The organism is Methanobrevibacter cuticularis, from assembly GCF_001639285.1.
GTDB classification, from domain to species: domain Archaea; phylum Methanobacteriota; class Methanobacteria; order Methanobacteriales; family Methanobacteriaceae; genus Methanobaculum; species Methanobaculum cuticulare.
In genome coordinates, this window is sequence record NZ_LWMW01000098.1 from 39,622 (window position 1) to 62,730 (window position 23,109).

The 23,109-nt window shown below is 25.6% G+C and carries 23 protein-coding genes; 16 read left to right on the forward strand and 7 right to left on the reverse strand.

Annotation, left to right across the window (positions count from 1 at the left end):
* The first annotated feature begins 174 nt into the window (after positions 1 to 174).
* The 3 genes from MBCUT_RS05105 (at position 175) to rpiA (ending at position 2,506) form a co-directional block, all read left to right on the forward strand.
* Positions 175 to 1,218: an NAD(P)-dependent glycerol-1-phosphate dehydrogenase gene (locus MBCUT_RS05105; RefSeq protein ID WP_067259610.1), complete on the forward strand. Its 1,044-nt coding sequence runs from the start codon at positions 175 to 177 to the stop codon at positions 1,216 to 1,218.
* Complete coding sequence (locus MBCUT_RS05110) at positions 1,218 to 1,652, forward strand: UPF0179 family protein (protein WP_067259611.1); 435 nt, start codon at positions 1,218 to 1,220, stop codon at positions 1,650 to 1,652. Before MBCUT_RS05105 ends, MBCUT_RS05110 begins: the two co-directional genes overlap by 1 nt.
* A gap of 185 nt (positions 1,653 to 1,837) precedes the next feature.
* Positions 1,838 to 2,506 (forward strand): ribose-5-phosphate isomerase RpiA, encoded by a 669-nt coding sequence (gene rpiA, locus MBCUT_RS05115; RefSeq protein WP_067259612.1) that lies wholly within the window; start codon positions 1,838 to 1,840, stop codon positions 2,504 to 2,506.
* A 184-nt stretch (positions 2,507 to 2,690) separates the two neighbouring features.
* Here the strand turns inward: rpiA and MBCUT_RS10845 are convergent, their stop codons facing one another.
* The 3 genes from MBCUT_RS10845 to MBCUT_RS05125 all read right to left on the reverse strand — a co-directional run bounded on the left by MBCUT_RS10845 (position 2,691) and on the right by MBCUT_RS05125 (position 4,232).
* A complete protein-coding gene (locus tag MBCUT_RS10845) occupies positions 2,691 to 2,876 on the reverse strand; it encodes a hypothetical protein (RefSeq protein WP_157082490.1) in 186 nt (61 codons plus the stop codon).
* A gap of 265 nt (positions 2,877 to 3,141) precedes the next feature.
* Positions 3,142 to 3,366: a hypothetical protein gene (locus tag MBCUT_RS05120; RefSeq protein WP_067259613.1), complete on the reverse strand. Its 225-nt coding sequence runs from the start codon at positions 3,364 to 3,366 to the stop codon at positions 3,142 to 3,144.
* Positions 3,367 to 3,530: 164 nt separating this feature from the next.
* Positions 3,531 to 4,232, reverse strand: a complete 702-nt coding sequence (locus MBCUT_RS05125) for a hypothetical protein (RefSeq protein ID WP_067259614.1) — start codon at positions 4,230 to 4,232, stop codon at positions 3,531 to 3,533.
* Between the two features lie 181 nt (positions 4,233 to 4,413).
* Here MBCUT_RS05125 and MBCUT_RS05130 point away from each other — a divergent pair, with 181 nt between their 5' ends.
* The 9 genes from MBCUT_RS05130 (at position 4,414) to MBCUT_RS05165 (ending at position 10,567) form a co-directional block, all read left to right on the forward strand.
* A complete protein-coding gene (locus tag MBCUT_RS05130) occupies positions 4,414 to 4,593 on the forward strand; it encodes a hypothetical protein (protein WP_067259615.1) in 180 nt (59 codons plus the stop codon).
* Positions 4,594 to 5,045: 452 nt separating this feature from the next.
* Positions 5,046 to 5,246 (forward strand): hypothetical protein, encoded by a 201-nt coding sequence (locus MBCUT_RS10850; protein ID WP_157082491.1) that lies wholly within the window; start codon positions 5,046 to 5,048, stop codon positions 5,244 to 5,246.
* Positions 5,247 to 5,534: 288 nt separating this feature from the next.
* A complete protein-coding gene (locus MBCUT_RS05135; protein ID WP_067259616.1) occupies positions 5,535 to 5,828 on the forward strand; it encodes a hypothetical protein in 294 nt (97 codons plus the stop codon).
* An 11-nt stretch (positions 5,829 to 5,839) separates the two neighbouring features.
* Entirely contained in the window at positions 5,840 to 6,325 is a 486-nt protein-coding gene (locus MBCUT_RS05140) for a hypothetical protein (RefSeq protein ID WP_067259617.1), read from the forward strand.
* Positions 6,326 to 6,676, forward strand: a complete 351-nt coding sequence (locus MBCUT_RS05145) for a hypothetical protein (RefSeq protein ID WP_067259618.1) — start codon at positions 6,326 to 6,328, stop codon at positions 6,674 to 6,676.
* 562 nt (positions 6,677 to 7,238) lie between these two features.
* Positions 7,239 to 7,454 carry a hypothetical protein gene (locus MBCUT_RS05150; RefSeq protein WP_067259619.1) on the forward strand — a complete coding sequence of 72 codons (216 nt, stop codon included), beginning with the start codon at positions 7,239 to 7,241 and terminating at the stop codon, positions 7,452 to 7,454.
* Between the two features lie 545 nt (positions 7,455 to 7,999).
* Entirely contained in the window at positions 8,000 to 8,191 is a 192-nt protein-coding gene (locus tag MBCUT_RS05155; RefSeq protein WP_067259620.1) for a hypothetical protein, read from the forward strand.
* Positions 8,192 to 8,235: 44 nt separating this feature from the next.
* Positions 8,236 to 9,015, forward strand: a complete 780-nt coding sequence (locus MBCUT_RS05160; protein WP_067259621.1) for a hypothetical protein — start codon at positions 8,236 to 8,238, stop codon at positions 9,013 to 9,015.
* Between the two features lie 355 nt (positions 9,016 to 9,370).
* Positions 9,371 to 10,567 carry an ATP-binding protein gene (locus tag MBCUT_RS05165; protein ID WP_067259622.1) on the forward strand — a complete coding sequence of 399 codons (1,197 nt, stop codon included), beginning with the start codon at positions 9,371 to 9,373 and terminating at the stop codon, positions 10,565 to 10,567.
* 341 nt (positions 10,568 to 10,908) lie between these two features.
* Here the strand turns inward: MBCUT_RS05165 and MBCUT_RS05170 are convergent, their stop codons facing one another.
* Both MBCUT_RS05170 and MBCUT_RS05175 read right to left on the reverse strand, forming a co-directional pair.
* The gene (locus tag MBCUT_RS05170; protein ID WP_245634945.1) at positions 10,909 to 13,821 is read right to left on the reverse strand and encodes a DEAD/DEAH box helicase family protein; all 2,913 of its coding nucleotides are present in this window, start codon (positions 13,819 to 13,821) and stop codon (positions 10,909 to 10,911) included.
* A 13-nt stretch (positions 13,822 to 13,834) separates the two neighbouring features.
* On the reverse strand, positions 13,835 to 15,694 hold the full coding sequence (locus MBCUT_RS05175) for a site-specific DNA-methyltransferase (RefSeq protein ID WP_211263773.1): 1,860 nt from the start codon (positions 15,692 to 15,694) through the stop codon (positions 13,835 to 13,837).
* Between the two features lie 1,267 nt (positions 15,695 to 16,961).
* Between MBCUT_RS05175 and MBCUT_RS05180 the strand changes: the two genes are divergently transcribed.
* Positions 16,962 to 17,618: a hypothetical protein gene (locus MBCUT_RS05180; protein WP_067259623.1), complete on the forward strand. Its 657-nt coding sequence runs from the start codon at positions 16,962 to 16,964 to the stop codon at positions 17,616 to 17,618.
* 284 nt (positions 17,619 to 17,902) lie between these two features.
* Here MBCUT_RS05180 and cobM read toward each other — a convergent pair whose 3' ends face one another.
* Positions 17,903 to 18,655: a precorrin-4 C(11)-methyltransferase gene (gene cobM / locus MBCUT_RS05185; protein WP_067259624.1), complete on the reverse strand. Its 753-nt coding sequence runs from the start codon at positions 18,653 to 18,655 to the stop codon at positions 17,903 to 17,905.
* Between the two features lie 333 nt (positions 18,656 to 18,988).
* Positions 18,989 to 19,906 carry a DUF166 domain-containing protein gene (locus MBCUT_RS05190; protein WP_067259625.1) on the reverse strand — a complete coding sequence of 306 codons (918 nt, stop codon included), beginning with the start codon at positions 19,904 to 19,906 and terminating at the stop codon, positions 18,989 to 18,991.
* Between the two features lie 319 nt (positions 19,907 to 20,225).
* On the opposite strand from MBCUT_RS05190, the gene MBCUT_RS05195 reads away from it, so the two are divergent.
* The 3 genes from MBCUT_RS05195 to MBCUT_RS05205 all read left to right on the forward strand — a co-directional run bounded on the left by MBCUT_RS05195 (position 20,226) and on the right by MBCUT_RS05205 (position 22,619).
* Complete coding sequence (locus MBCUT_RS05195) at positions 20,226 to 20,666, forward strand: hypothetical protein (protein WP_067259626.1); 441 nt, start codon at positions 20,226 to 20,228, stop codon at positions 20,664 to 20,666.
* Between the two features lie 165 nt (positions 20,667 to 20,831).
* Positions 20,832 to 21,350, forward strand: coding sequence for a hypothetical protein (locus MBCUT_RS05200; RefSeq protein ID WP_067259627.1), 519 nt, complete (start codon positions 20,832 to 20,834; stop codon positions 21,348 to 21,350).
* A 414-nt stretch (positions 21,351 to 21,764) separates the two neighbouring features.
* Entirely contained in the window at positions 21,765 to 22,619 is an 855-nt protein-coding gene (locus MBCUT_RS05205) for an alpha/beta hydrolase (RefSeq protein ID WP_067259628.1), read from the forward strand.
* The last annotated feature ends 490 nt before the right edge of the window (positions 22,620 to 23,109 follow it).

Sequence of the window (23,109 nt, forward strand, 5' to 3'; positions counted from 1 at the left end):
ATAATATTGAATATTCTAATATAAAATAATAACTTCAGGAACTATTATGTTTTATTAAGAATTATTAAATTTATTTTTAATTATTATATGATATTTTTAAAATTAATTATGAGAAATCCAAAGCTATTTAATTATATATGTATAAATATATGATACATCATAAAGAGAGATATTATGAATTATAAAAAAATTCAGATGCCTAGGGAAGTACATATTGGATCTGATGTAATTAATGAAACAGGCAAAATTTGCCAGGATTTAAAGATTGATGGGAATTTATTAGTTGTTACAGGTAAAAATACCTTAAAAATAGGTGCTAAAATAGCTATTGAAAGTCTTGAAGAGTTAAATTATTCAGTAGACTTAGTTCAAATTACAGAAGCATCACAAAATGCCATAAAAAAAGTAGAAGATAAATCTAGTGATGTTTCATTGATTTTAGGTGTTGGTGGTGGAAAAATTATAGATGTAGCTAAGATGGCAGCTAAAAATAAGGATACCTATTTCATGTCTGTGCCAACAGCCGCTTCACACGATGGAATTGCATCACCACTTGCTTCTATTAAAGATGCAAAAGGTTCAGTTTCTTTAACTGCCCAATCTCCTATAGGTGTTATCGCAGATACAAACATAATTAGAAATGCTCCTTTCAGATTGTTAGCCTCTGGTTGTGCAGATATTGTATCTAACTATACAGCTATTAAGGATTGGCAGTTAGCACAAAGGTTACAAAATGAAGGTTATAGTGAATCAGCAGCAGCTTTATCTTTAATGACAGCTAAATTAATCATTAAATCCTCTAATTCTATAAAAGAAGGATTGGAAGAAAGTGCAAGGTTAGTTGTTAAGTCTTTGTTTAGTAGTGGAATGGCAATAAGCATCGCAGGCTCAAGCCGTCCAGCTAGTGGATCCGAACATAAATTTAGTCATGCTCTTGATAGAATAGCTAAAAAACCAGCTCTTCATGGTGAACAATGTGGAATTGGGGCTATAATGATGATGAATTTACATGGGGGAGACTGGAAATTTATTAGAAATGCATTAAAAGATATGAAAGCTCCAACAAATGCTTACGAATTAGAAATAGATCCAGATGATATTATAGAAGCTCTTATTTCAGCACATAAAATACGTCCTGAGCGTTATACTATTTTAGGAGATAGGGGTCTTTCAAGAGATGCAGCTAAAAAATTAGCTGTGAAAACAGGAGTGATTTAATGATAACTTTAATTGGTAAAGATTTAGCTGAAGAAGGATTGAATTTCATATTTTATGGTTCTTCTGAAATATGTGAAAGTTGTAGATTTAAAGCATCCTGTATTGAATCTTTAGAAGAAGGAAGGAAATATATTATTAAGAATGTTAAAGATATACAACAAAAATGTGATCTTCATGATACAGGTTTAGTTCAATCTGTTGAAGTAGAAGTGGCAGATGTTGAAACATTGGTAGATACAAAAAAAGTATTCGAAGGATCAACCATTTCTTTTAATCCTCCTGATTGTGATATTGAATGTGTTTTTCACCATCTATGTAACCCTGAAGGCTTAAAGAAGGGTGATAAATGTACTGTCATAAAAGATTTAGGTAAACATAAAGGTGGCTGTGGTAAAGACTTTTTACTCACTAAAGTAGTTTTAAGTTTAAATTAATTATTCATGAATTATCTATTAATAGGTTATTTATGAATTGTTCATTTATTATTTATTTAATGATTGTTTATTTATTAATTGGTTAGTTATAAATTGTTTATTTATGAATTGTTTATTTATTGTTTATTTAAAAATTGTTTATAGGTAAATTATAATCTAAATGAATTATTATGGAGATATTGAAGTTGAATCTTAAAAAAATGGCAGGATTTAGGGCAGGAAAAGAAGTTAAAGATGGTCAAATAATTGGACTCGGTACTGGATCGACCACTCATTACTTTATTGAAAGTTTAGGAATGAGAATAAAAGAAGAAGAAATTCAAGTAATGGGAATTCCAACCTCTTATCAGTCTTTTTTACTTGCAAAACAGTGGAAAATCCCTGTAACATCTTTGGAAGAGCATGATATTGATATAGCTGTAGATGGGGCAGATGAAATTGATCCTGATTTAAATCTTATTAAAGGTGGAGGAGCGGCTCATACACTAGAAAAGATTGTTGATTATGCTGCTTGTGAATTTATTGTAATAGCTGATGAAACAAAATTAGTTAGTGAACTTGGAACTTTTCCAGTACCCTTAGAAATAATCTCACAATCCACTAAACCAGTATTTTCGGCTTTAAAAGACATGGGTGCAGATCCTGAAATAAGAATGGCTAAATTTAAAGATGGTCCAGTTATTTCAGATAATGGGAATTTTATTGTAGATGCTAATTTCTATGAAATAAATAATCCTATTCAATTAGAAAAAGACTTAAATTCCATCCCAGGAGTTGTAGAAAATGGAATATTTTCGCAAATGGTGGATAAAGTCATTTTAGGAACTTCTGAAGGGATTAAAATATTAAAATAGTAATTTTTTAAATAGAAAAATAAGGGGATTCTCAGCATTGTCTAGAATCCTGCTGAAATTTTTTTTATTTTATTTTCATGACATTTCTTTGTGTCCATTGTATTCTGTTTAGTTTGACTTTTCTGTTTAATCTTTTTTTTGTTCGAAATGTTCTTTTTAAGTGTTTTGGAAGTGTTATTTTGAACTATCCTTCTAATTTATTATTGGTATTGGGTATGTTGTTATTTTTGATGTGTTTTAGTGTTTGTTTGAAGTTTTTTGATAGTTTTTCGATGAATGATGCGATTTCTTCAGATAATTTTTCTATATTGCATTTTAATTTGATTGCACAAAAGAATCTATTAAAACAAGGATTGCGACCATGTATCACATTGAATCGTCCTCCATTCTTTTATAGCTATCGCTAGAGCTTCATAGCTCTATGTTCTTTGAAATTTAAAATAAAATCATGATAAAATATAAAATAAGTATAAAAAAATTTAAAAAGTATTATTAAATATAGTGGGCTTTGTTTTTATTTATAAATGAAGTAGTAAAATAGTATTACTTTGTACATAATAAATATATAATTTAGAATTTGTTTATTAAAAAAGCCAACAACCCATTTAAGAATCATTGGCTTAAAAAAATATTTATTATAAGTTTAATTCTTTTTTATAATTTGGCCATTTTTTTTCAACCCATATCAAAAATTCTTCATATGCTTTAGGGTCTTGTTTTTTCATAGCTTCTTCAGCCAACTCTCTTTTTTCTTCATTTAAAGATTCTAAAAACATTATTTCCATAGCATTATCAATATCGCGACCATATCCAGAAAGTTCTCCATCTAAGATAGTAATCATTTCATCGTCATTTGACATATAAAACTAAACCTCATCAATATCTATAAAATTTTATTGACATATTATATTTATTTAAAACTTTATTAAATTTATCACTAATTTCTTTCTTATTTTTAAGAAGATAAGTAGATTCTTCTAATCTCCGAACTTCTTTTCTTTTTTTAGGGTCTAATAAATATTTCTTATTTATTTTCTTTTAAAAATTTACTATTAATTTCATTAGATACTTTTGAATAATCATTGACTATATTATTAATCTTTGATTCTGATAAATTAACATTAGTATTTTTAATATTTAAAAAGAATTTATCAGAAAATATTGATTCGTTCTTAATATTTAATCCTAACTGAGTCTCCATATCTGTTCTTGAAGGTAATGGAGGATAATTTGATGGGTGTCTATGTAATCTTAAATCAAGATTTTCATTAGCTAATTTATCATATTCTTTTTTTAATATAGTCACATCATTACCAGTTCCTTTTGCTGAATGTACAAGATTACTCTTATCATTGTAAAGTCGTCCTTCTTCAAATTTAGAACCTTTAGTTTCATCAATATAATTCATAATACTTTCAGTATGCTTTTCAGGATTATCTGTATTTTTGCTTAAATCTTCTTTTAAATCATTTTTAAGTTTATTTTCATTAACATTGTCCTCAATTTTATTTACATCTTGATTATGCACTTCTGTATTGCTTAGTAGATTACCATTTTCATCAATAAAATCAGCTGGATCTAAACCATGATCAACGACCATAATCTTAGTTAAAAGAGTGAAGCCACAATTACAACTACAATTATTACTGCAATTGTTCTCACCATTTTCATAATCTTGTGGATGTTCAAGATAATCAACATCACCAGTTTTTTCATTACTGCACAAAGGAATCTATTAAAACAAGGATTGCAATTGATGTAGCAATAATAGAAAATAATATGGATAAATTTTATCAGGATTTAATAAAAAGTGATAAAATCATGGACTTAAATAAAAAATATAGTGATGCAGTGTTAAAGTATTTTAATAACAAGGCTATTGATATTAATATTGTGAGGATTTGATTATGAATACAGAAGAAGGAAGTCTTAAAGATGATTCATGGATAGATATCGAGTTCATTAAAGAATATAGGAAGAAATTAAAAAAATATAAGGATATAACTATTGAGGAGTTCCATGAAGAGTTTTATACTAAAAATGAGAATGGAATAATTGTTAAGATATATCAAAAAGAGACAAAATAATTTATTTATTAATTTTTATTATTAATTAATTTTAACTTAATTAAATATATTACATATTTTCTATTTACAAAGTAATACTTTTTTTACCTATATTTTAGCTATTTTCAACAAAAACACTGATGTTTTTTGTTGTTTTAGTAATATTTTTTTTATTATTTTTTATAAAAACATGTATAGGGAGTGTCCCAAAATTCACTATTTCAAAGATTTTGATAAATTTAAATTTCCTATAAATGATTTAAATATTAAATAACACCTGAATACTTATTAACATTTTTAATTAAATAAGTATTTTTATTTAATTTAATTTTAAATAATTCATATTATTTTTTAGATTATAATTTAAATCTATAAACATTATTTTCAAAAAATAATATAATACAAATGTTTATATAATATTTAAAGATATTATATGTGAAATATTTTTATTAAATTTTTTAAAAATCTTAATCATGAGACACTCTAGTATAATAATTTTTTATAATAGTAAGATAATCTCTCCTAATGGATATAGTAGCTGCTTCACCGAAAGAATAGCTACTCTTCATTGGATTTTAATTGCACAAAGGAATTTATTAAAACAAGGGTTGCGACCCACCATTATTGTCTCCATTGTCATCGAAGGAGATGTATTGCACAAAGGAATCTATTAAAAGAAGGATTGCGACTTTAATATATTGGTATGTTTCAAGTGATTACAGTGTAAGTAAATAGAAAATTTTATTAGGATAAAGTAATAAATTATTACTAACTGTAGTAATAAGTTAATACATAAAAGTATTAAAAACATTTATATTCTAATAAATTTATAATTGTAATACAAGTTATAATTACAGCACAAAAGTAATTAGTAATATTTTTTTTAAAATTAATTTAAAAGCGAGAAAAGGGAGAAATTATTCGGCCTTCTCCTAGTCGACATTGAAAGGAAGTAAAAAAAAATGATAGATGAAAGTAAAATAGAGCTTTTAAAGGTTTCTGTTGATTCAGATAAAAACATCACCGATTTTATTAAAGAAGATTTTTTAAACAAATTTAAAGATGAATTTGATGAAGTGAAGGCTATTAATTTAGTTTTAGCTGTTTCTAATGAAGATACACCTGATGATTTAATAATATTAGGCCATTCTAGTATAGCAGATAGTGATAAGAAGAAACTAACTATTGATACTAATGCCCAAGGAATTTCTTCTTCATCTGATAAATTAATGAAAAAGATAATCGATATTTTGTAGAAGGGATTCCAATGACTGTATATCGTAGATCTTGTCTTGATGACTTTGATTTTGTTTATGATGGAGGAACTTTAAATATTTCTGATATGATTAAATCTGTACAATTTCCCACAATACCTTTTACGCAGGGATTTAACAGAGAACTATTTAAATCTTCTTATGGTATTACTCCTGCTTTTTGGCGAAATTTAAGTATTATGTATAATTTATCAAATGTTGGTGAAATTAAAAAATTTATTTCAAGAAATAGTGATGACTTGAAAATATTATTGTTGTATGTTCCAATTTTTGTTCAAAGAGAATTTCCTAATGATTCTATTTCTCTTGAATTAATTGAAGATCATGATACGGGCAAACATGCTCTTAGAGCTTATATTCATACAAATATCTCTCCTTCCGAAGCCAATAAAAAATTAGAAATCATAGATGAATTGACTTTCAATTTTGAAACTGATGATACTTTAGATGATTTTTTATTAAATGTGGAGTTTGTGTGAATGAATTTTGATTGGGTTGATTATTATACTCTTGCATGTGAATTAGCACTTGATGACAGCCCTGCAAAGAAAAGAACATCTATTAATCGGTCATATTATTCTGCATATTGTATTGCTAGAGATTTTCTAATTGAAAAGAAAGCTTATTTGGATAAAGAAAATAAAACTAAGATTAATAGTAAAAAATCTGAAGCTCATTATGAAGTAAGAAGAGTTTATAAAGAATTATATTCAAAACATAAAAGAGGCAATAAGAAAATTGGTAGGAATATTTTTAAAAAACTTAATCGTCTTAGAGATAAACGAAATGATGCTGATTATGAATTAAAATTTTCAAATCTTGATTCTTAAACTAATAATTGTGTTATTGATTCCAGTTATGTTTTAGAGAATGTTGAAAAATTTGTATAGTTTACTCTTTTATTTATCAAGTAAAGAATAATTTATTTTCTTTAGGATTTAGTATGGAATTTTTGTAGTATTTTTTCCATACTGATTATCAATTTTTTATTATTTTTTGAAGTTATACGATATTTTCGTATAGCTGATTTTTTATTTTATTAATCCTTCTCATATTAATTAATTTTAATTTAATTAAATATATTGTTAAGACAATTTAATTTTTTCTATAATTTTATTAATATAGATTTTATAGAGTAAGATTAAATAAAAGGCTTAAGATTGAATTAAGAAGATAAAATACTTTTTAATAATTTTGTTGAAAAATATAAATATATTAATATTTAAATTGTCATGATAATATTACATGAATAATCAATCTTCTTAGTTGATAAATTGTTCTACATTGCACAAAGGAATCTATTAAAACAAGGATTGCGACTACAATATACAATAAAGAAAAAGAACAACAGGTGAAAAAATCTACAAAGACCCTAAAAAAGAACTTGAAGATGTGGGGATCCTAAAAAATGAAGAACTTCATCCAGAGGTATGGAGAAATGGGGGTTGGCAAGAACTCCACATAGAAACCAACCCGATTAAAATAAAATCCATAGAATTAGATAACGACCAAAGAGTATTCTATATTGATACTAAAAATAGTCCACCATGGGCAAGACCAATAGTAGAATACATAAATGATAATTTTGGTGAAATCGTAAGAAAATAAGGGGATTTAAATGACTGACTGGATAATAAATAATTCCTTATATGATAGTCCGTGTGTTATAAGATTGCACAAAGGAATCTATTAAAACAAGGATTGTGAAATATTAAATAGTAAAAATTAGAAATAATAAAATTAATAAAGTATGGTGGATAAAAGTTATATGGGGAATTATATTCGCATTTGCGTTTTGTGCGGGTTTAGGTGTGTTTGTTTCATTATTTTTTTTGGAATGAGAGAAATATTTTAATAAATAAATCTGAAAAAATGAATTTAGCGAAATAACAAAAAGAATACATAGAATCCTTGAAAAATCAAGGATTTTAAGCAAAAAGAAATAGAATGACTAAAAATTAGATTTAAATATTCTTTTTTTCTTTAAAACTGAATAATTATTATATAAACTATATAAAATATAAGACATAATCATAAACGATAATCATAAACATATAGGTAAAATATAAGTAATAAAAAATAATGGGGAGAATAATTCAACTTGTTCCAAAATAGAACAAGTCTAAAGAATAATAATTGAGTTTTATGGTAAAATGACTTCTATAAAAATAAAAAATAAGATGTATTTAAAATATGATGGAATATTGTCATTACTAGGTGCTGCGAAGATAAGAATAATGAAAGATTTAGATATTAAAAAGATTTGTTCTGTTGATTCAGATTTTGATAAAGTGAAATCTATTTCAGATTTTGATAAAGTGAAATCTATTGAATGTATTTATTAAATTTCAGTATTAATCATTAATTTTCTTTTTAGGATTTGATTTATATGAATTTAAAAAAGATTTATCTTCTTATAATTGTTGTTTTAATAGCTATGTCTATTGTATGTGTCAATGGAAATATCACAAATAGCTCAAACATTATTGAAAGATCTCCAGATATTTTTGAAAACATTGAAACGGTTTATGATCCATATTTGTTTATTTCCCACCATGATTTAGATACCTTTGGTCTTTTTGATCATGGTTTTAATGATACGGATAAGTATAATTATTACATTTTAAGTGGTGCGGTTGAAGAAAAGGCTGATTCGAGTGTTAAAATTTATTCAAGAGATTCTGATATTGAAGTTATAGATATTGAAAATGTTTCAGATGAGGCGGTTAATTTATATAGATTTAATATTACATTGAAGATTCCAAAGTCTATTAACACTACAAATCTTGTTATTTTTGTCAAAGATAAAAATGAAAAAGTTTTAAATGCACACACATTAGTTCTTGTAGAATATAATACATCTAAAAAACTATTTGGGTATTGTGGTAGTGAATCATGTGCAGTGGAGGACCCACAAGAGTATTGTTCTAAATGTGTAGGTGAATATTGTTTTGATATAACAGAAGAATGTGATTGTGGACCTTATTACTATGATTATCCTCATTATGACTATGAAGAGGATGAAATTTCAGAATTTAAATCATGGCAAGAAGCTGGTTCATCTCAATTTGGCGAAATTCTGCCCAAATTAATTCTATACAAATCATTGTTACTTGGTAATGATTCTAAGGATAAAAAACTCTATAAATTGCAGACAATAGCTTTTTAGTTAAATAAAACAAAATTTTCAAAACTAGAAGTAAAATTCTATAAATTACTACTTTGATTAATAGCTATTTTCTAAAATAGCTATTACATTTATATAGTTAATTTTTTTAAAATAATAATTGTTTACTATCATTTAAATAATAACGAAATTTAGTTGATTTTTAAAATTTTGATTTTAGATTTATTTCTCAGGAAATAAAACTTTGAGTGCAAAATTTTATATATTATAAATTAGACATCTATAATTGTAATTTTTAAGATTTTTCAAAAATAATCATGTATAAATGTTACTTTTTTAATATTTATGAAAATAACATCTATAGATGTAATTTTTAAAATAATTGTATTTGGTTTAAATGATTAAAAGAGAATTATATTTGAAAAAAATCAGACATTTAATAGGTAAAGATGTTATAAAGGTTTTAACAGGGATTAGAAGATGTGGAAAATCTTCTATGCTACATCTAATTATTGATGAATTAATAGAAGAAGGAATTAATAAAGACAACATAATTTTAATTAATTTCGAATCTGCAAAATATATGGATATTGACTCCTCAACTAAATTAAACAACTTAATTGAAAATTTAACCCATGATTTGAAAGGACCTCTATATCTCTTCTTTGATGAAGTACAAAATGTTAAAAATTGGGAAAAATCAATAAATAGCTATAGGATAGACTTAGATGCAGAAATATTTATAACTGGTTCTAATGCTAATTTACTTTCTGGAGAATTGGCCACTCTTATAGCAGGGAGATACGTTGAAATAAAAATTTACCCATTTTCTTTTAAAGAATCATTGAAACTAAAATTTAAGGATAGTGATGAGAAAAAATTCTTCATGGAATATTTAAAATATGGAGGTATGCCTTTAGTACTTCAACTAAATCGAAATGAAAAGATAGATTACTTAAGAGACTTATACAACTCCATTATTCTAAAAGATATTGTGTATAGAAATAATATTCGAGAAGTGGATTTATTTGATAAATTAATTAAATTTTTAATGGATAATATTGGTTGCACATTTTCTGCAAAAAGTATTTCAAAATTTTTCAAAAATGAAAATAGGATAGTTTCACGAGATACTATCTACAACTATTTAATCTATCTTCAAGAAGCCTGTTTAATACATAAGGTACAAAGAGAAGATTTGATTGGAAAAAAAATATTAAAAATCTATGAAAAATATTATTTTACTGATCATGGATTTAATGAGACAATAGCTGGAAAAAATATTAAAAATATAGGTCAAATACTTGAAAATATCGTTTATATGGAATTTTTAAGAAGAGGATATGAAATATATGTAGGAAAATTAAATAATGTTGAAATAGACTTTATATGTAAAAATCATGAAAAAACTTTTTATGTTCAAGTATCTTATTTACTTGCTAGTGAAAAAACTATTGAAAGAGAATTTAACTCTTTGTTGAAAATCAAAGATAACCATGAAAAAATCCTCATAACTATGGATGAAGTAGATTTTTCACAAAAAGGAATAAAACATCTAAATATAATAGATTTTTTAAAATCCAATGATTTTTAAGCTTTATTTTTAAAATATAGATTCTATAATTATTAATGGGTATTATCTAATTTTAATTGTTAATAAAACTCTAGCATCCTAATGTATAGTGAGAAACCATGCTGTCAAGTTAATTTTTTTATTTTCCGTTGAGATGGTATTTTGTGTTTTTTGGCTTTTGTTGTTATTTTAAATTTTCTGTTAGGTTTTATTTGGATTAAATCTTTCTTTATTTTCTTTTTTAATTGTTGGTATCGCGTTTTAAATTGAGATATTGTGTTAGAATTCACTATTATGTCGATGTGATTTTTGTAAGGAGTGTATTCATTAATATATCTTATATAACTATACTTAATAATATTTCATAAATAATCATCTAAGTTACCCTTAACTTTAGATTCAGTTAATACAGAATAATCTAAAATTTCTTTAATTGAAGCATTTTTATTTAACATTCCTCTAAATGTTGTCTCTCCTAAAAGAACATAATGCCATTTTGAATCCATTCTATTTTCTCCTTTGAGTTGATTAATTTTTTCAATAAAATCAAGTGTAGCTATTCTTTTAGATTGAACATTAAATGAACTCATCATATGGTCTGACTTTGTTTCAACAATATATATATCATTTGAAACTTTAATTATAAAGTCTGGGAAATACCTTGCAAGTAGTCCATCTTCCCTAATATAAGTTATTGTAGCAAATGTATGATAATATTCGTTTATTTTTACAAAAGAATCAACTCTTCCATCAAGATCAACATTTTCTATAAATAATTTTTCTAAACCTCCTTTATTTGAAGGGTAAGGCAATCTATTATAAATAGATTTAGATATTTCTAATGAATAATTTTTTCTCATTCTTAATGTGTCAACTTGTGAAAAGAAAATTTTTTTGACTTCAGCCTCACGAACATTAACATTTGTTTGTAGCTGATAAATTTTTTTACTAATTTCTTTAATAATATGATTAGTAATAGAATTTGCAGACATTAAGAGAATTCTCCAATTTTCATTTTCTAATGGATTAAAATTGGTGTTAAATAATTTATATCTGATATAATTATCAATTAAGCCCGCAATTTCAGCATTATTAATTTGCATTACTGGGAAAGATTTTTGACCTTGCTTAAATGATTGGATTTGTGATGTTATTGAATTAATAATCTTAGAAATGAATTCATTATAACTTTCTGAGGAGAATAAATCTGCAGTGACATTATACTCTCCAAACCTTGTTCTAACAATAATATCATGGGATTCAAATTTCTCTCCACCTTCTCCTTTAATTTTTTGAAGGCTAGATAACGGAATATCAAATGGCTCAAGATTATCCAAAGATAATTCTTCTTTAGATAATATTTCTTCTCGTTCACGATTAATAATAGGCCAATAAAAATCAAAATTTCGATAGTTTTCTCTTAATCCTACTGTTATCATATCTCCTAAAGTATTTCCTGATTTTGGAGTATCAGTAACATCAATTACAATTCCTTCCTCTAAAAATTTATTATAAAAATCCATATATTTAGGATGTTCAATAATACTTAATAAATCTAAGTAATTAGATGGCTCTTTTTTATCAATTAAAACCTTTTTTCTATCTTCTGCTTTAGTTTCAACATACTCTGGTTCTCTCCACATCAATCTTAAACCACGACCAATAGTTTGTTCTAATAATATTGTTGCATCAGATGATCTAAGTGGAACAATAACAGAAATATTGTTTACATCAAAACCTTCTCTAAGCATTAAAACTGAAACAATGACCTTTGGTTTTTCATAATTATCAATATTAAATAATCGTTGTTTAATTTCATTCCATTGTTTTTCTGTAACTTCACCTTTTCTATTTGAATGAATTTCCATCACATCATCGTCTGATAATCCCTCATTATATAAAAATTCACTAACAAAAGGAGCTACTTGTGTATCTTCACACATTATTAACATTTTAGGATGTTTATTTTTATCTAATTTAGTAAATTCACTATCTAAAATTTGTAATTTTTTAAGCCCAGCTCTCAACATTAATCTTTGACCTTCACTGAGACCAATTACTTTTCTTCCATCACGAATAGCTTTAAAATCTAAATCAATAGAATCAATTTCTTTTCTCTTATCAATAGCTATCATTTTCACTAAACCATTAACAACAGCAGCTTTTAAATCAAAATCAACAATAATATGGGGGAAGTAATGTTTAATTTTATTTTTTCCAGAGGTATTACTAAAAGGAGTAGCTGAAAAATCAATTTGAATAAATCTATTTTTCTTATCTTTTGAAATAAAATTAAGACTTCTTTGCCATTCAACTTCAAATATTTCCTCTCCTTTTTTAACCTCATGAATATGATGAGCTTCATCATTGAAAACTACTAAATCAGTTAACTGAGCTAAATATTCAAGTTCATTTCCTTTTAAAAAATTATTATCCAATGATTCTAAACTATTTCCTCCAGATGTACCTGGTGAAATAGGAAGAGCATTAGATAAAACTTCTGTTGGGTACTCTAAAGGATTATCAATAACAACTTCTTCTTCAACACCTGCTAAAAGATGCCAATTAGTAATAGCTATTAACCCATCCCCTGTTACTTTTGAAGATATTTCTTCTTTTTTAACTACTGAATTTTGAATAAAAGTTAAAATTACATCTGTATAGTAGTTAGGAATAAATAATTCCTTAAATTTATAAAAATCAGAAGTTTCAAAGTCACGATTTCCTTGTTCGTCTTCTTTTCCAATAAAAGCATCCAACAGCCGATTATAAACAATTAATCCTGGAGCTACAATTAAAAAGTTTTTTGAAAATTTCCCAGATTTTTCTCCCCCATATTCAATGTTTAAACTTTCAAATCTTGCATTTAAATATTGCCAAATTAATATTGCATTTAATACCCAAGTTTTTCCAGTACCTGTAGCCATTTTAACAGCATACATAGGATGCTGATATTTTTCTTTACTTAAATCATCAACATCCATCCTTTGAAGGATTTCTGGATTGGTATTAAGATATAATCCCAACACATTTTCAATACCAAGAACCTCATGGAGATAGATAATATTTAAAATAGCTTGTTTTTGTCCTTTATGAAAATTAAAATCCCGTAAATCAGAAAAACTTTCATCAAACCAATACTTTAAAAGATCTTGAGTAATGGGAGAAACTTTGTCTAAAAATGATCCATCTTTTAATGATTTATTAACTTCACCACTTAAAAAATTAGCCATATCAAGAGGATTTGAACCTGTACCTTTCATTTCTTTAGCCATAATTTAATCTCCTTTATTTAAGTTCAACAGTAGTCGCACTTTCAAATCCAAATACATCAACAGCTTTAACACAAATTTTTCGTGAATGATTTAACTTAGGAACCGTTAAGACAGCTTTTTTTACAACATTATATGGATCTTTATCATTAGCAGTATTTTGCCTATAATCTTGCCACTTACTTCTAAATACTTCTCCATCATAATCAGGATCAACGCTCCAATATTCAATTAAAGATAATGGTTCATTTGCGATAACATACCTAAGTTTTTCCTTATTTTTGTCATCTAAAGGCATAGCATCAGGAGATAATAAAATATAATTATCTAATTCCACAATTAATTCTTCATTTTCACTATCATAACCCATAGTCGAAGTATTTTTAATTTTAAGATATTGTAAAGATGAAAAACGAACTTTTCCAGATTCAATTAATTTTTTAGCACTAGATTTTGTTTTAAGTTGATCCAATAAATCAGGAGGAATAACAAGAACTTCTAAATTTCTATCATTCAATTGTTGGATATCTTGACCAATAGATTGAACAAAGTTCCATCCCAAAACAACTACTTTTTTCCATCCTCCTTTATAACTATTTCGAAGTTTTTGAGCTTTAACTAAAGTATTATACCCTGTCATTTTAGAAGGAGAATCTACATAAATAAGAGTTTTAGATTCTTTAATATAACCTAAATTTGTATGAATATTTTCACTTTCATTAAAAAGTCTTGCACCATAAAGATGCATTACAACTTGAGATAAATCTCTAATTGTGCTAAATTCTGATTGCTCATATTGTTCTTTTTGATAATCTCCAATAGATTGGAATAAAAAAGGATTTGAATCTTGGTCAATAAGTCGTTTCCTTGTAATCATACATGCAGGTTTACCTAAATCACTCATAATCCATTTTCTACCTAATTTTTCAGCTACTGCTCCTGTTGTTCCAGAACCACAAAAGAAGTCAGCTACAACAGAATTTTCACTAGAAGAAGCTTTAATAACTCTTTCAAGAAGTGCTTTTGGTTTTTGCGTTCCATAACCTACACGCTCCTTTGCCATAGCAATACCTGTAGGAATATAGATCCAATCCTCAGGAAATTTACCTTTCTTATTAAGTTCAATTACAATTTCTTCATCACTATTGTGAAATTTTTTTGTTTTGCCTTGCATAGACTGAGATGCTTCAGAATATTCTTGCCTTATTTCATCAGGATTAAAAATATAGTTATTACTTTTTTTATATAGCAATAAAATATCATGTCTTCTAGCATAGACTTTTAATCCTGGACTTGTAGCACCACTATATACCCATACAACTTCATTAAGAAAATTTTCTTTTCCAAAAATATCATCTAAAATTACTTTTAAATAATGTCCTACATGCCAATCAATATGGACATAAATGGAACCTTTCTCAGATAAGAATTCTCTCATTAAAATTAGTCTTGGAACCATCATTTCTAAATAGCTTGCAGTTCCATCTTTCCAAGTGTCTTTGTATGCAAATTGTTCTATTACCGTTGGTTTTTGTTGGATATCTCCATTTTGAAGATTGACTTTTGTTCTGTAATCTGCTTTTGAATCGAAAGGAGGGTCAATATATATTAAATCTATTTTTCCTCTCATAGAAGGACTATTTTCACTCTCTGTTAAAAGAGCTTGCATAGCTAACAAGTTATCTCCATAGATAAGTTTATTCATCCATGAATTTTCATCGATTTCTTTAACTTTCTCTTTAAAATATCCACTTTCATCTTTAGAAGGGAGTACATATTCATTTGTTTGTAAAATTAGATTATAATTACCCCCCCCCCCCCAAAATTTTATTTGCTTCCTTCTTTCCTCTTTTAAGAATTTTTGGTAACTCTTCAATCAATGATTTAGTCATTATTCATTCTCCATTTTAAAAAATATATTATTATAATGCAATATTAAATCTTTAAAATATTTATAATTAAGGGATTGTAAAAAAAATTAGTGATTTTTAGATATTATTATTATTATTATTATTATTATTATTTTGTTCAATGATTATTAGAAAATCATTAAAAATAGTTTTATCATGAAATAAGAATGAGATATCAAAAAAATTACATTATTTTTGTTAGGGTAATTGTTAATCAAATAATGGCTGGAAAAAATATTTCCTAATTAAAAATTGGATGGGAAATGATTCAAAGTTCGTTGAACAATGTTGAAAATTCAGGAAATACATTGAACAAATTTAAATATATGAGAGTGTCTCATAAGTAAGATTTTTAAAAAATTTAATAAAAGTATTCCTCATTTAAAATCTTTAAATATTATATAACTACCTATATTATTTTATTTCTTAAAAATAATATTTAAAAAATCTATAATTTAAACTTAAAATAATATAAATTCTTTAAAAATCAAACTAAATAAAACAATTAATTTATTATAGCTATTAATACATAATTTATCAACTATTTAATATTTAAATGATTTTCATGGAAACTAATTTCATGAAAATTTCTAAAAAAGTGACTTATGAGACACTCCCTATATTAAATTTTTTTAAACAATGTTCACTTTAGTATACATATTTACTGAACAAAAATAATTATTCCCTAGCCAAAAAAATTATTGCATCATTTTTTCTTTGTTCTGATTTTTTGCATTCATAATAAAGCATTGATTAATTCTTCTAATTTTTTAATTCCTCTAATTTATTCTTTAAATAATGGGATTTCAGCTATTTTCTTGCTGTGAAAATTCTTGAAATTAATAGTCAAGCAATTACAAAATATTTAAAAAATATTTTTGAGCTGTTGAATTATAGTCAAGCACGAAATTTTTGGCAATAATTATATTTTTTATTTAGTTACTATGTCTTTATTTTCAATATAAAGAATAAAATAAACTGTTTGGGATTTATTAATATTGCCAAAAAATCGTTTTCGACTATAAAAGAAAATTCAATTTGTTCCAAAATGGAACAAGTTCAAAAAGCAAGAATTTTTTTAAAATCAACAATTATTTATAAGAATAAACCAATAACTAAAATCAATACTAAACTTCATAGGTTTAACTTTTTCATAGGTTTAACCATAATTGTCATTTAAGGTAATATTTATTAGGTAAAACATAGCATGTTAATATATAGGAGAAATAGAAAATGTCAATGAACGTTCCCAAATCAGAAGGCAAATGTATATTTTGTGGTAAAACTTTTACTAAAGCAGGAATCAATCGTCATTTAAAAACTCATTTAAAGCAAAAAGAGGCTGAAAATATAAAAGGACAGTCATATCTCATAAAAATAGAATCTAATCCATACTATGGTTCTCTACCTTATTTTCTTTCATTATGGGTCGATGGTGAGGCAACTATGGAGGATATTGATAGCTTTCTTCGTGGTATTTGGCTTGAATGTTGTGGACATATGAGTGATTTTTCAAGTGGTCAAGTGTCAATGAGTGAAAAAGTGAAAGAAGTTTTTTATAAAGATTTGAAGTTGGGTTATGAATATGACTTTGGAAGCACCACTGAGCTTCAGTTAACTGTTTTAGGAGAATATTCTGTAAAAGCAGAAGATGAAATAGTCTTGCTTTCACGTAATGACCCTCTTAAATGGAAATGCGATTCATGTAACGAAGAAATTGCTACTCAGATATGTACTGTTCATGATAGCATGTTTTGTGATAAGTGTGGAAAAAAACATGAAAAGGAGTGTCCTGATTTTGAGGATTATGCATACATGCCAGTTGTTAATTCCCCTCGTATGGGTGTATGTGGTTATGAAGGAGGATCTATTGATATTGAAAGAGATTAGGTCTTCTTTCTAAAGAAAATAGTATCTAGTATGTGGGAAATAATCACTTTTAAGAATTTTTATTTTAGTGTGCTGTTTTAATTTTATTTTATTAATAAGAATATGGTGCTTAAATGTTTATTTGATGTTATTTTCATTGAATTTAATTTTAATTTTAAGATGATCTAGCTATTTTGAGGGCTTAAAATTTCAAATTCTTAAAATCTATTGTTTTTAGGAGATTATTTTAAAATTGTTTAAATGTTACTTAAATATTGTAAATTGATTTTTTCAATGAAACTAGCTTATCTATATTCATGTTTAAAGTTAGGATCATATAATTTAGAAGCTTTAAAATTACCTGGATTTAAAACATCACCTACTACTATCATAGCTGTTTTTGTTATGTTTTCTTCTTTGACTTTATTAGCTATATCCTTTAAAGTCCCTCTAATAATTAATTGATCTTCCCAAGAAGCTTTTTTTACAACAGCTACTGGAGTATTTTCAGAATATTCTTCTTTTAAATCATCTACAACTTCATTTATCATTCCGATTCCTAAGAATATGCACATAGTTGCATTATGGGAAGCTAAACTAGTTAAACTTTCTTTTTTAGGTTTTGGAGTTCTTCCTTCTGGTCTTGTAATAATGACAGTTTGTGAAATTTCTGGAAGGGTTAATTCTGATTCAAGTGCAGCAGCTGTTGCAAATACAGAACTAACACCGGGAATTATTTCATATTCAACATTTCTAATTTTTAATTCTCTAATCTGCTCACCAATAGCTCCATAGATTGAAGGATCTCCAGTGTGAACTCTAGCTATTATCTTGTTTGCATCTATTCCTTCTTCTATAATAGCTATTATTTCATTTAAATCAAGAATTGCGCTATTGTAAACTTTAGCTTCTCTTTTTCTGTGATTAAACACTTCTGGGTTAACAAGTGATCCTGCATATATAATAATATCTGCCTTTTCGATTGCCTTATATCCCCTTATTGTTAATAATTCTGGGTCACCAGGACCTGCACCAATGAAAATGACTTTTCCTTTCATTATATCACTAATTTTAATAATTTTTTTAATTTACTTGTAGCTATTTTTAAAAATCAGCATACTTCTAATATTGAGATAATATAAGTTATTATTTTGTAATTTTATTAATATTTTTCCTAATGGGGGTGATTTTAAGTTATTGTTTTGTAATTTTATTAATATTTTTCCTAATGGGGGTGATTTTAAGTTATTGTTTTGTAATTTTATTAATATTTTTCCTAATGGAGGTGATTTTAAGTTATTATTTTGTAATTTTTAATTAATTAGTTTATATTTTATTTCATTTATTATTTTTTAATTATGCAATGTTTTTTAATTATTTTATCATATATCTTAATCGTTGTCTTTGTTTACAGGCATTTTTTCTTCATATATTTCAATAGCTCCATAAGGACATTCTTTAATGCAAATTTCACAAACACCACATGAACCAGGATCGATTTTTGCTTTACCATTATCATCTAAATATATTGTTTCATCACCAGTCAATACATTTGGACAAGAATTTAAACAGATATTATCACATTCTTCTAATCCTTCACAAACTTCTTCATCAACTATTGCTGATTTATAGGTGAAACCAATTGCTCTTTTTATAGCTTCTTTTGTTTTGTATGTAGCTAAATGGAGAATAGTATCTCCTGTATTATTGTCACTTGCCATCGATGCAGAACAAGGGAAATTATGAAGCTTGTTGTTTGCTTCAAATTCAGCATCTTTAGTTGATATTCCTACTAAATTTTCAGCTATAAATGGGCTAGATCCACAAGGAGTTCCTCTTATAACTTCTATTGAATTTATTTCATCATTAGCTTCAATTTTGAATTTTGGTTTTCCAAGTACCTTTGCAAACTCATCTATATACTTATCACCGATAGGAAGGAGAGAACAAAATGGTTTTGGAAATAGAATAGCTACATCATCATTTAAAGAGCTTTTAATCTCATTTTGAAGTCCAATAGGGATTTGTTTGGGATGATTTGTAGGCACAATCACAGATTTGGCTCCAGATTTTTCAATAATAGCTGGAATTACCATATTTATATCTCCATGTATCCCAGTAGCTATTATTAAATCTGCTTCTGGGATATTTTCAGGTATATATTCACTGATATCATCAATAAATTCTGGTACTTCATCTTTAGAAGGAAATTCATGTATCCCAACAATATTTGCTGCAAATCCTTGACTAGCTATTCCATTAACTATTTTTGATCCATATTCTCCTGAACTAATTATAAAAATTTTCATTCTATCCCCTCATACTGTTTATTGTGATTTTTAAACTCTCATAACTATAATCTTCTAATTATGATGATTTATTTCTAATTAAAATAGAAGATTTGAAATTATCAAGAGTATTCTTATAATAGTTTTATATTAATATTTTCTATTAATATCTTTCTATTGATATCATAATTTTTTATTTTTATTTAAATTTTATAATTTCACCTTATTTCTGTTATTTCATAACAAAATCATGTTTTCATTGCAAAATAATTAAATAATAACAGTATGGATGTTAAAAAATAGTAATACTTTTTAATATTAAACTAGAAAGAATTAATCGATGAATTCAAGAGGATTGGTTACAGTTGATTTTGTATTTACATTATTTTTAACTTTATTAATAGCTATGACTACTTTAAGTTTCTTTGTAAATACATTGGATAATGAGAAAATTATTGAAGAAGAAGTAAATTTTAGATTGTTAATTGATAAAATAGCTAATTCTATAAATCAAGTGAATTCTAATGAAGTTGGGAATATAAAAGAGGTAAAAATTCCAAATAATCTTTCTAAGATGAATTATAATCTCATAGTCAAAAAAAATAAAGTAATTTTCATATCCAATAATAAGAAAGGAGAATCAACTATATTTCCAGTAAGATTAGCAGATTTTAATAACAATACTCTAGAGGAAATAAGATTGAATTCTGGTGAAGCTTATAAAATTAAGAAATCTATGGATGATAACAATATTTCTATGATCCAAATTTATAGGATTTAATGTAGTTCTGTGATTAATTTTTCCGTGTTTTAATCTACTAGCTATTTACTTCAATTTTATAGTTGGATTGATTATCAAAATTGTAAGATAGTGGATTTGTTTGTTAAAATTGTAAGATAGTGGATTTTGTTTGTTAAAGTTGTAAGATAAGTAAGGTTATAAAAGATGAATTTAAATAGAAATTTAAGAAATGATAACAAAGGGCAGGTAACCATAGAGTTTTTACTTTTAATATCTTTTAGTTTAGTTTTAATATTTTTATTAGCTAATTCTTTAAGTTATGAAACTGATATCAACTTAGCTATGGCTGCTGCAAGAGAAGGGATAAGTTTTGGATCAACAGAAAATAAAATAGCTATTTATGATGATGATGCATATACTAAGTATTCACTTAATAAAACTCCTTTGACTCATAACAATGCAATTACAATAATAAAGATAGAAAAATTAAATAGAGGTTTTGATGATAGATACAATAGAACAAGTATTCAAATCAGAGCATATGCATCATCACCAACCTTGACCTCAAGAGAAGATAGAGTTTCAGCAGGAGATCGAATGAATTATAATATTAGAAAAAGCATAGCTGTGACATTCAACACTACAAAATTAAGTAATTCTTTATATAACCCTTGCTTTTCAAATCAGCATGTTTTCACTACGGCCAATGTTCAATGGGTTTAAATCAACTAAGAAAATGAATAGGATACATGAATAGTCTGATTTTTTAAGAATAAGATATTGATCATGCGATTATACTTAAAAAATACCATCATGAGAAGGAAATGGTGATCTACAGTAAGAGGTTGTAATAAATTGAGCTTTCCTCCTCATAACAATATTAATTACACATATGTACTAGCATACATGAAGATAATTTATTTCATGTTTCTACTATATTAATATTTCTATTAATATGAAAAACAATACATTTTGTCATTAAATAGACAATGATTAGTTAAAATTTGTACTTAAAAAATAAATTATAAATAATTATATGATATTATATAAAATTTTATTAAATAGTTCATAGATAAAAACTCATATAAAAATTTAATAAATATCATAAAGTAAATATAATGAAAATAGGAGATAGTTGTGGAAAAAGAACTATACTATGAGGAAGAAGGAAAGGATAACAAAGAAACAATAATTTTTATCCACAGTAATTTTCTTAGTAATTGGATTTGGAAAAATCAAAGGAGTTATTTTAATAATAGCTATCATTGTGTATACATTGACCTGCCTAAACATGGAAATAGCTCTTTTAAAGAAGAATTTTCAATTAAAGATTCAGCTATTCTCATAAAAGAACTAATTGAGAAAATAGCTAAAAATAAGAAAGCACATTTAGTGGGAGTTTCATTAGGTGGACAAATAATTTTATATATTCTATCTAAATATCCTGAAGTGATAGATAACGCTGTTATAACTGGAGTGAATCTAAAGGCAACTCATGATAAAGATGATAAAATAGCTAATTTGATAAATTCACAAAAAGAAAGAAAAATAGACAATTTATTAACTCTTGTGAATCAACTGCAAGAAGATATTTTAGGTGATAAAAGTCCAGATTTTATTATAAAAGCTTATTTAGCTGAATATGGATTACAAAAAGAATATTATAAAGAACTTAAAGAATCCATTGAAAATAGTAATAACAGTCTAATTTCAATCACAAAAGAATCACTAAAATTTAAATTCTCAAAACCTAATTCTATTAAAAATAAGAATCTTTTAGTATTATTTGGAACTAAAGAATATCCAAAAATAGTTAAATCAGCTGAATTAATAAAAGAAACATTTCCTGAAGCTCAAATATTCAATGTCTATAGAGCTATTCACTTATGGAATATAATAGATTATGAATGGTTCAATGAAATTCTAATGGAGTTTTTAACTAAAAAATGCCTTTCACTTAATGAAAAACCCTATTTAAAACGATTCAAATAGGTATATTATAATAAATTGCTATTTTTTAATTAAATATCTATGGTATATTCAATGGCTATTTTATGTTTTAATTAAATATCTATGGTATATTTAATGGATATTTTATGTTTTAATTAAATATCTATGGTATATTTAATGGTTATTTTATGTTTTAATTAAATATCTATGGTATATTTAATGGCTATTTTATGTTTTAATAATTACATTATATTGTATTATTTTGTATTTTTATCTAAAATGGGTATTATAGTGTTGGACAAAACTTCTCAAAATTATAATATTTTTAAATATTCATATTATCATTATTTTTATAAATAAAAGAATTTTAACGATTAAAAATTTAATATTATTTTTAAATCAAATGTCTAGGACTATAACACTAATTAATGGTTAATTAAAAAGTATTTTATTTGTATATTTGACTTCTTTTGTCAATTTAATGAAAAATGATAAAAAATTTTTATAATCTTTTATAAATTTTTATAAAGTT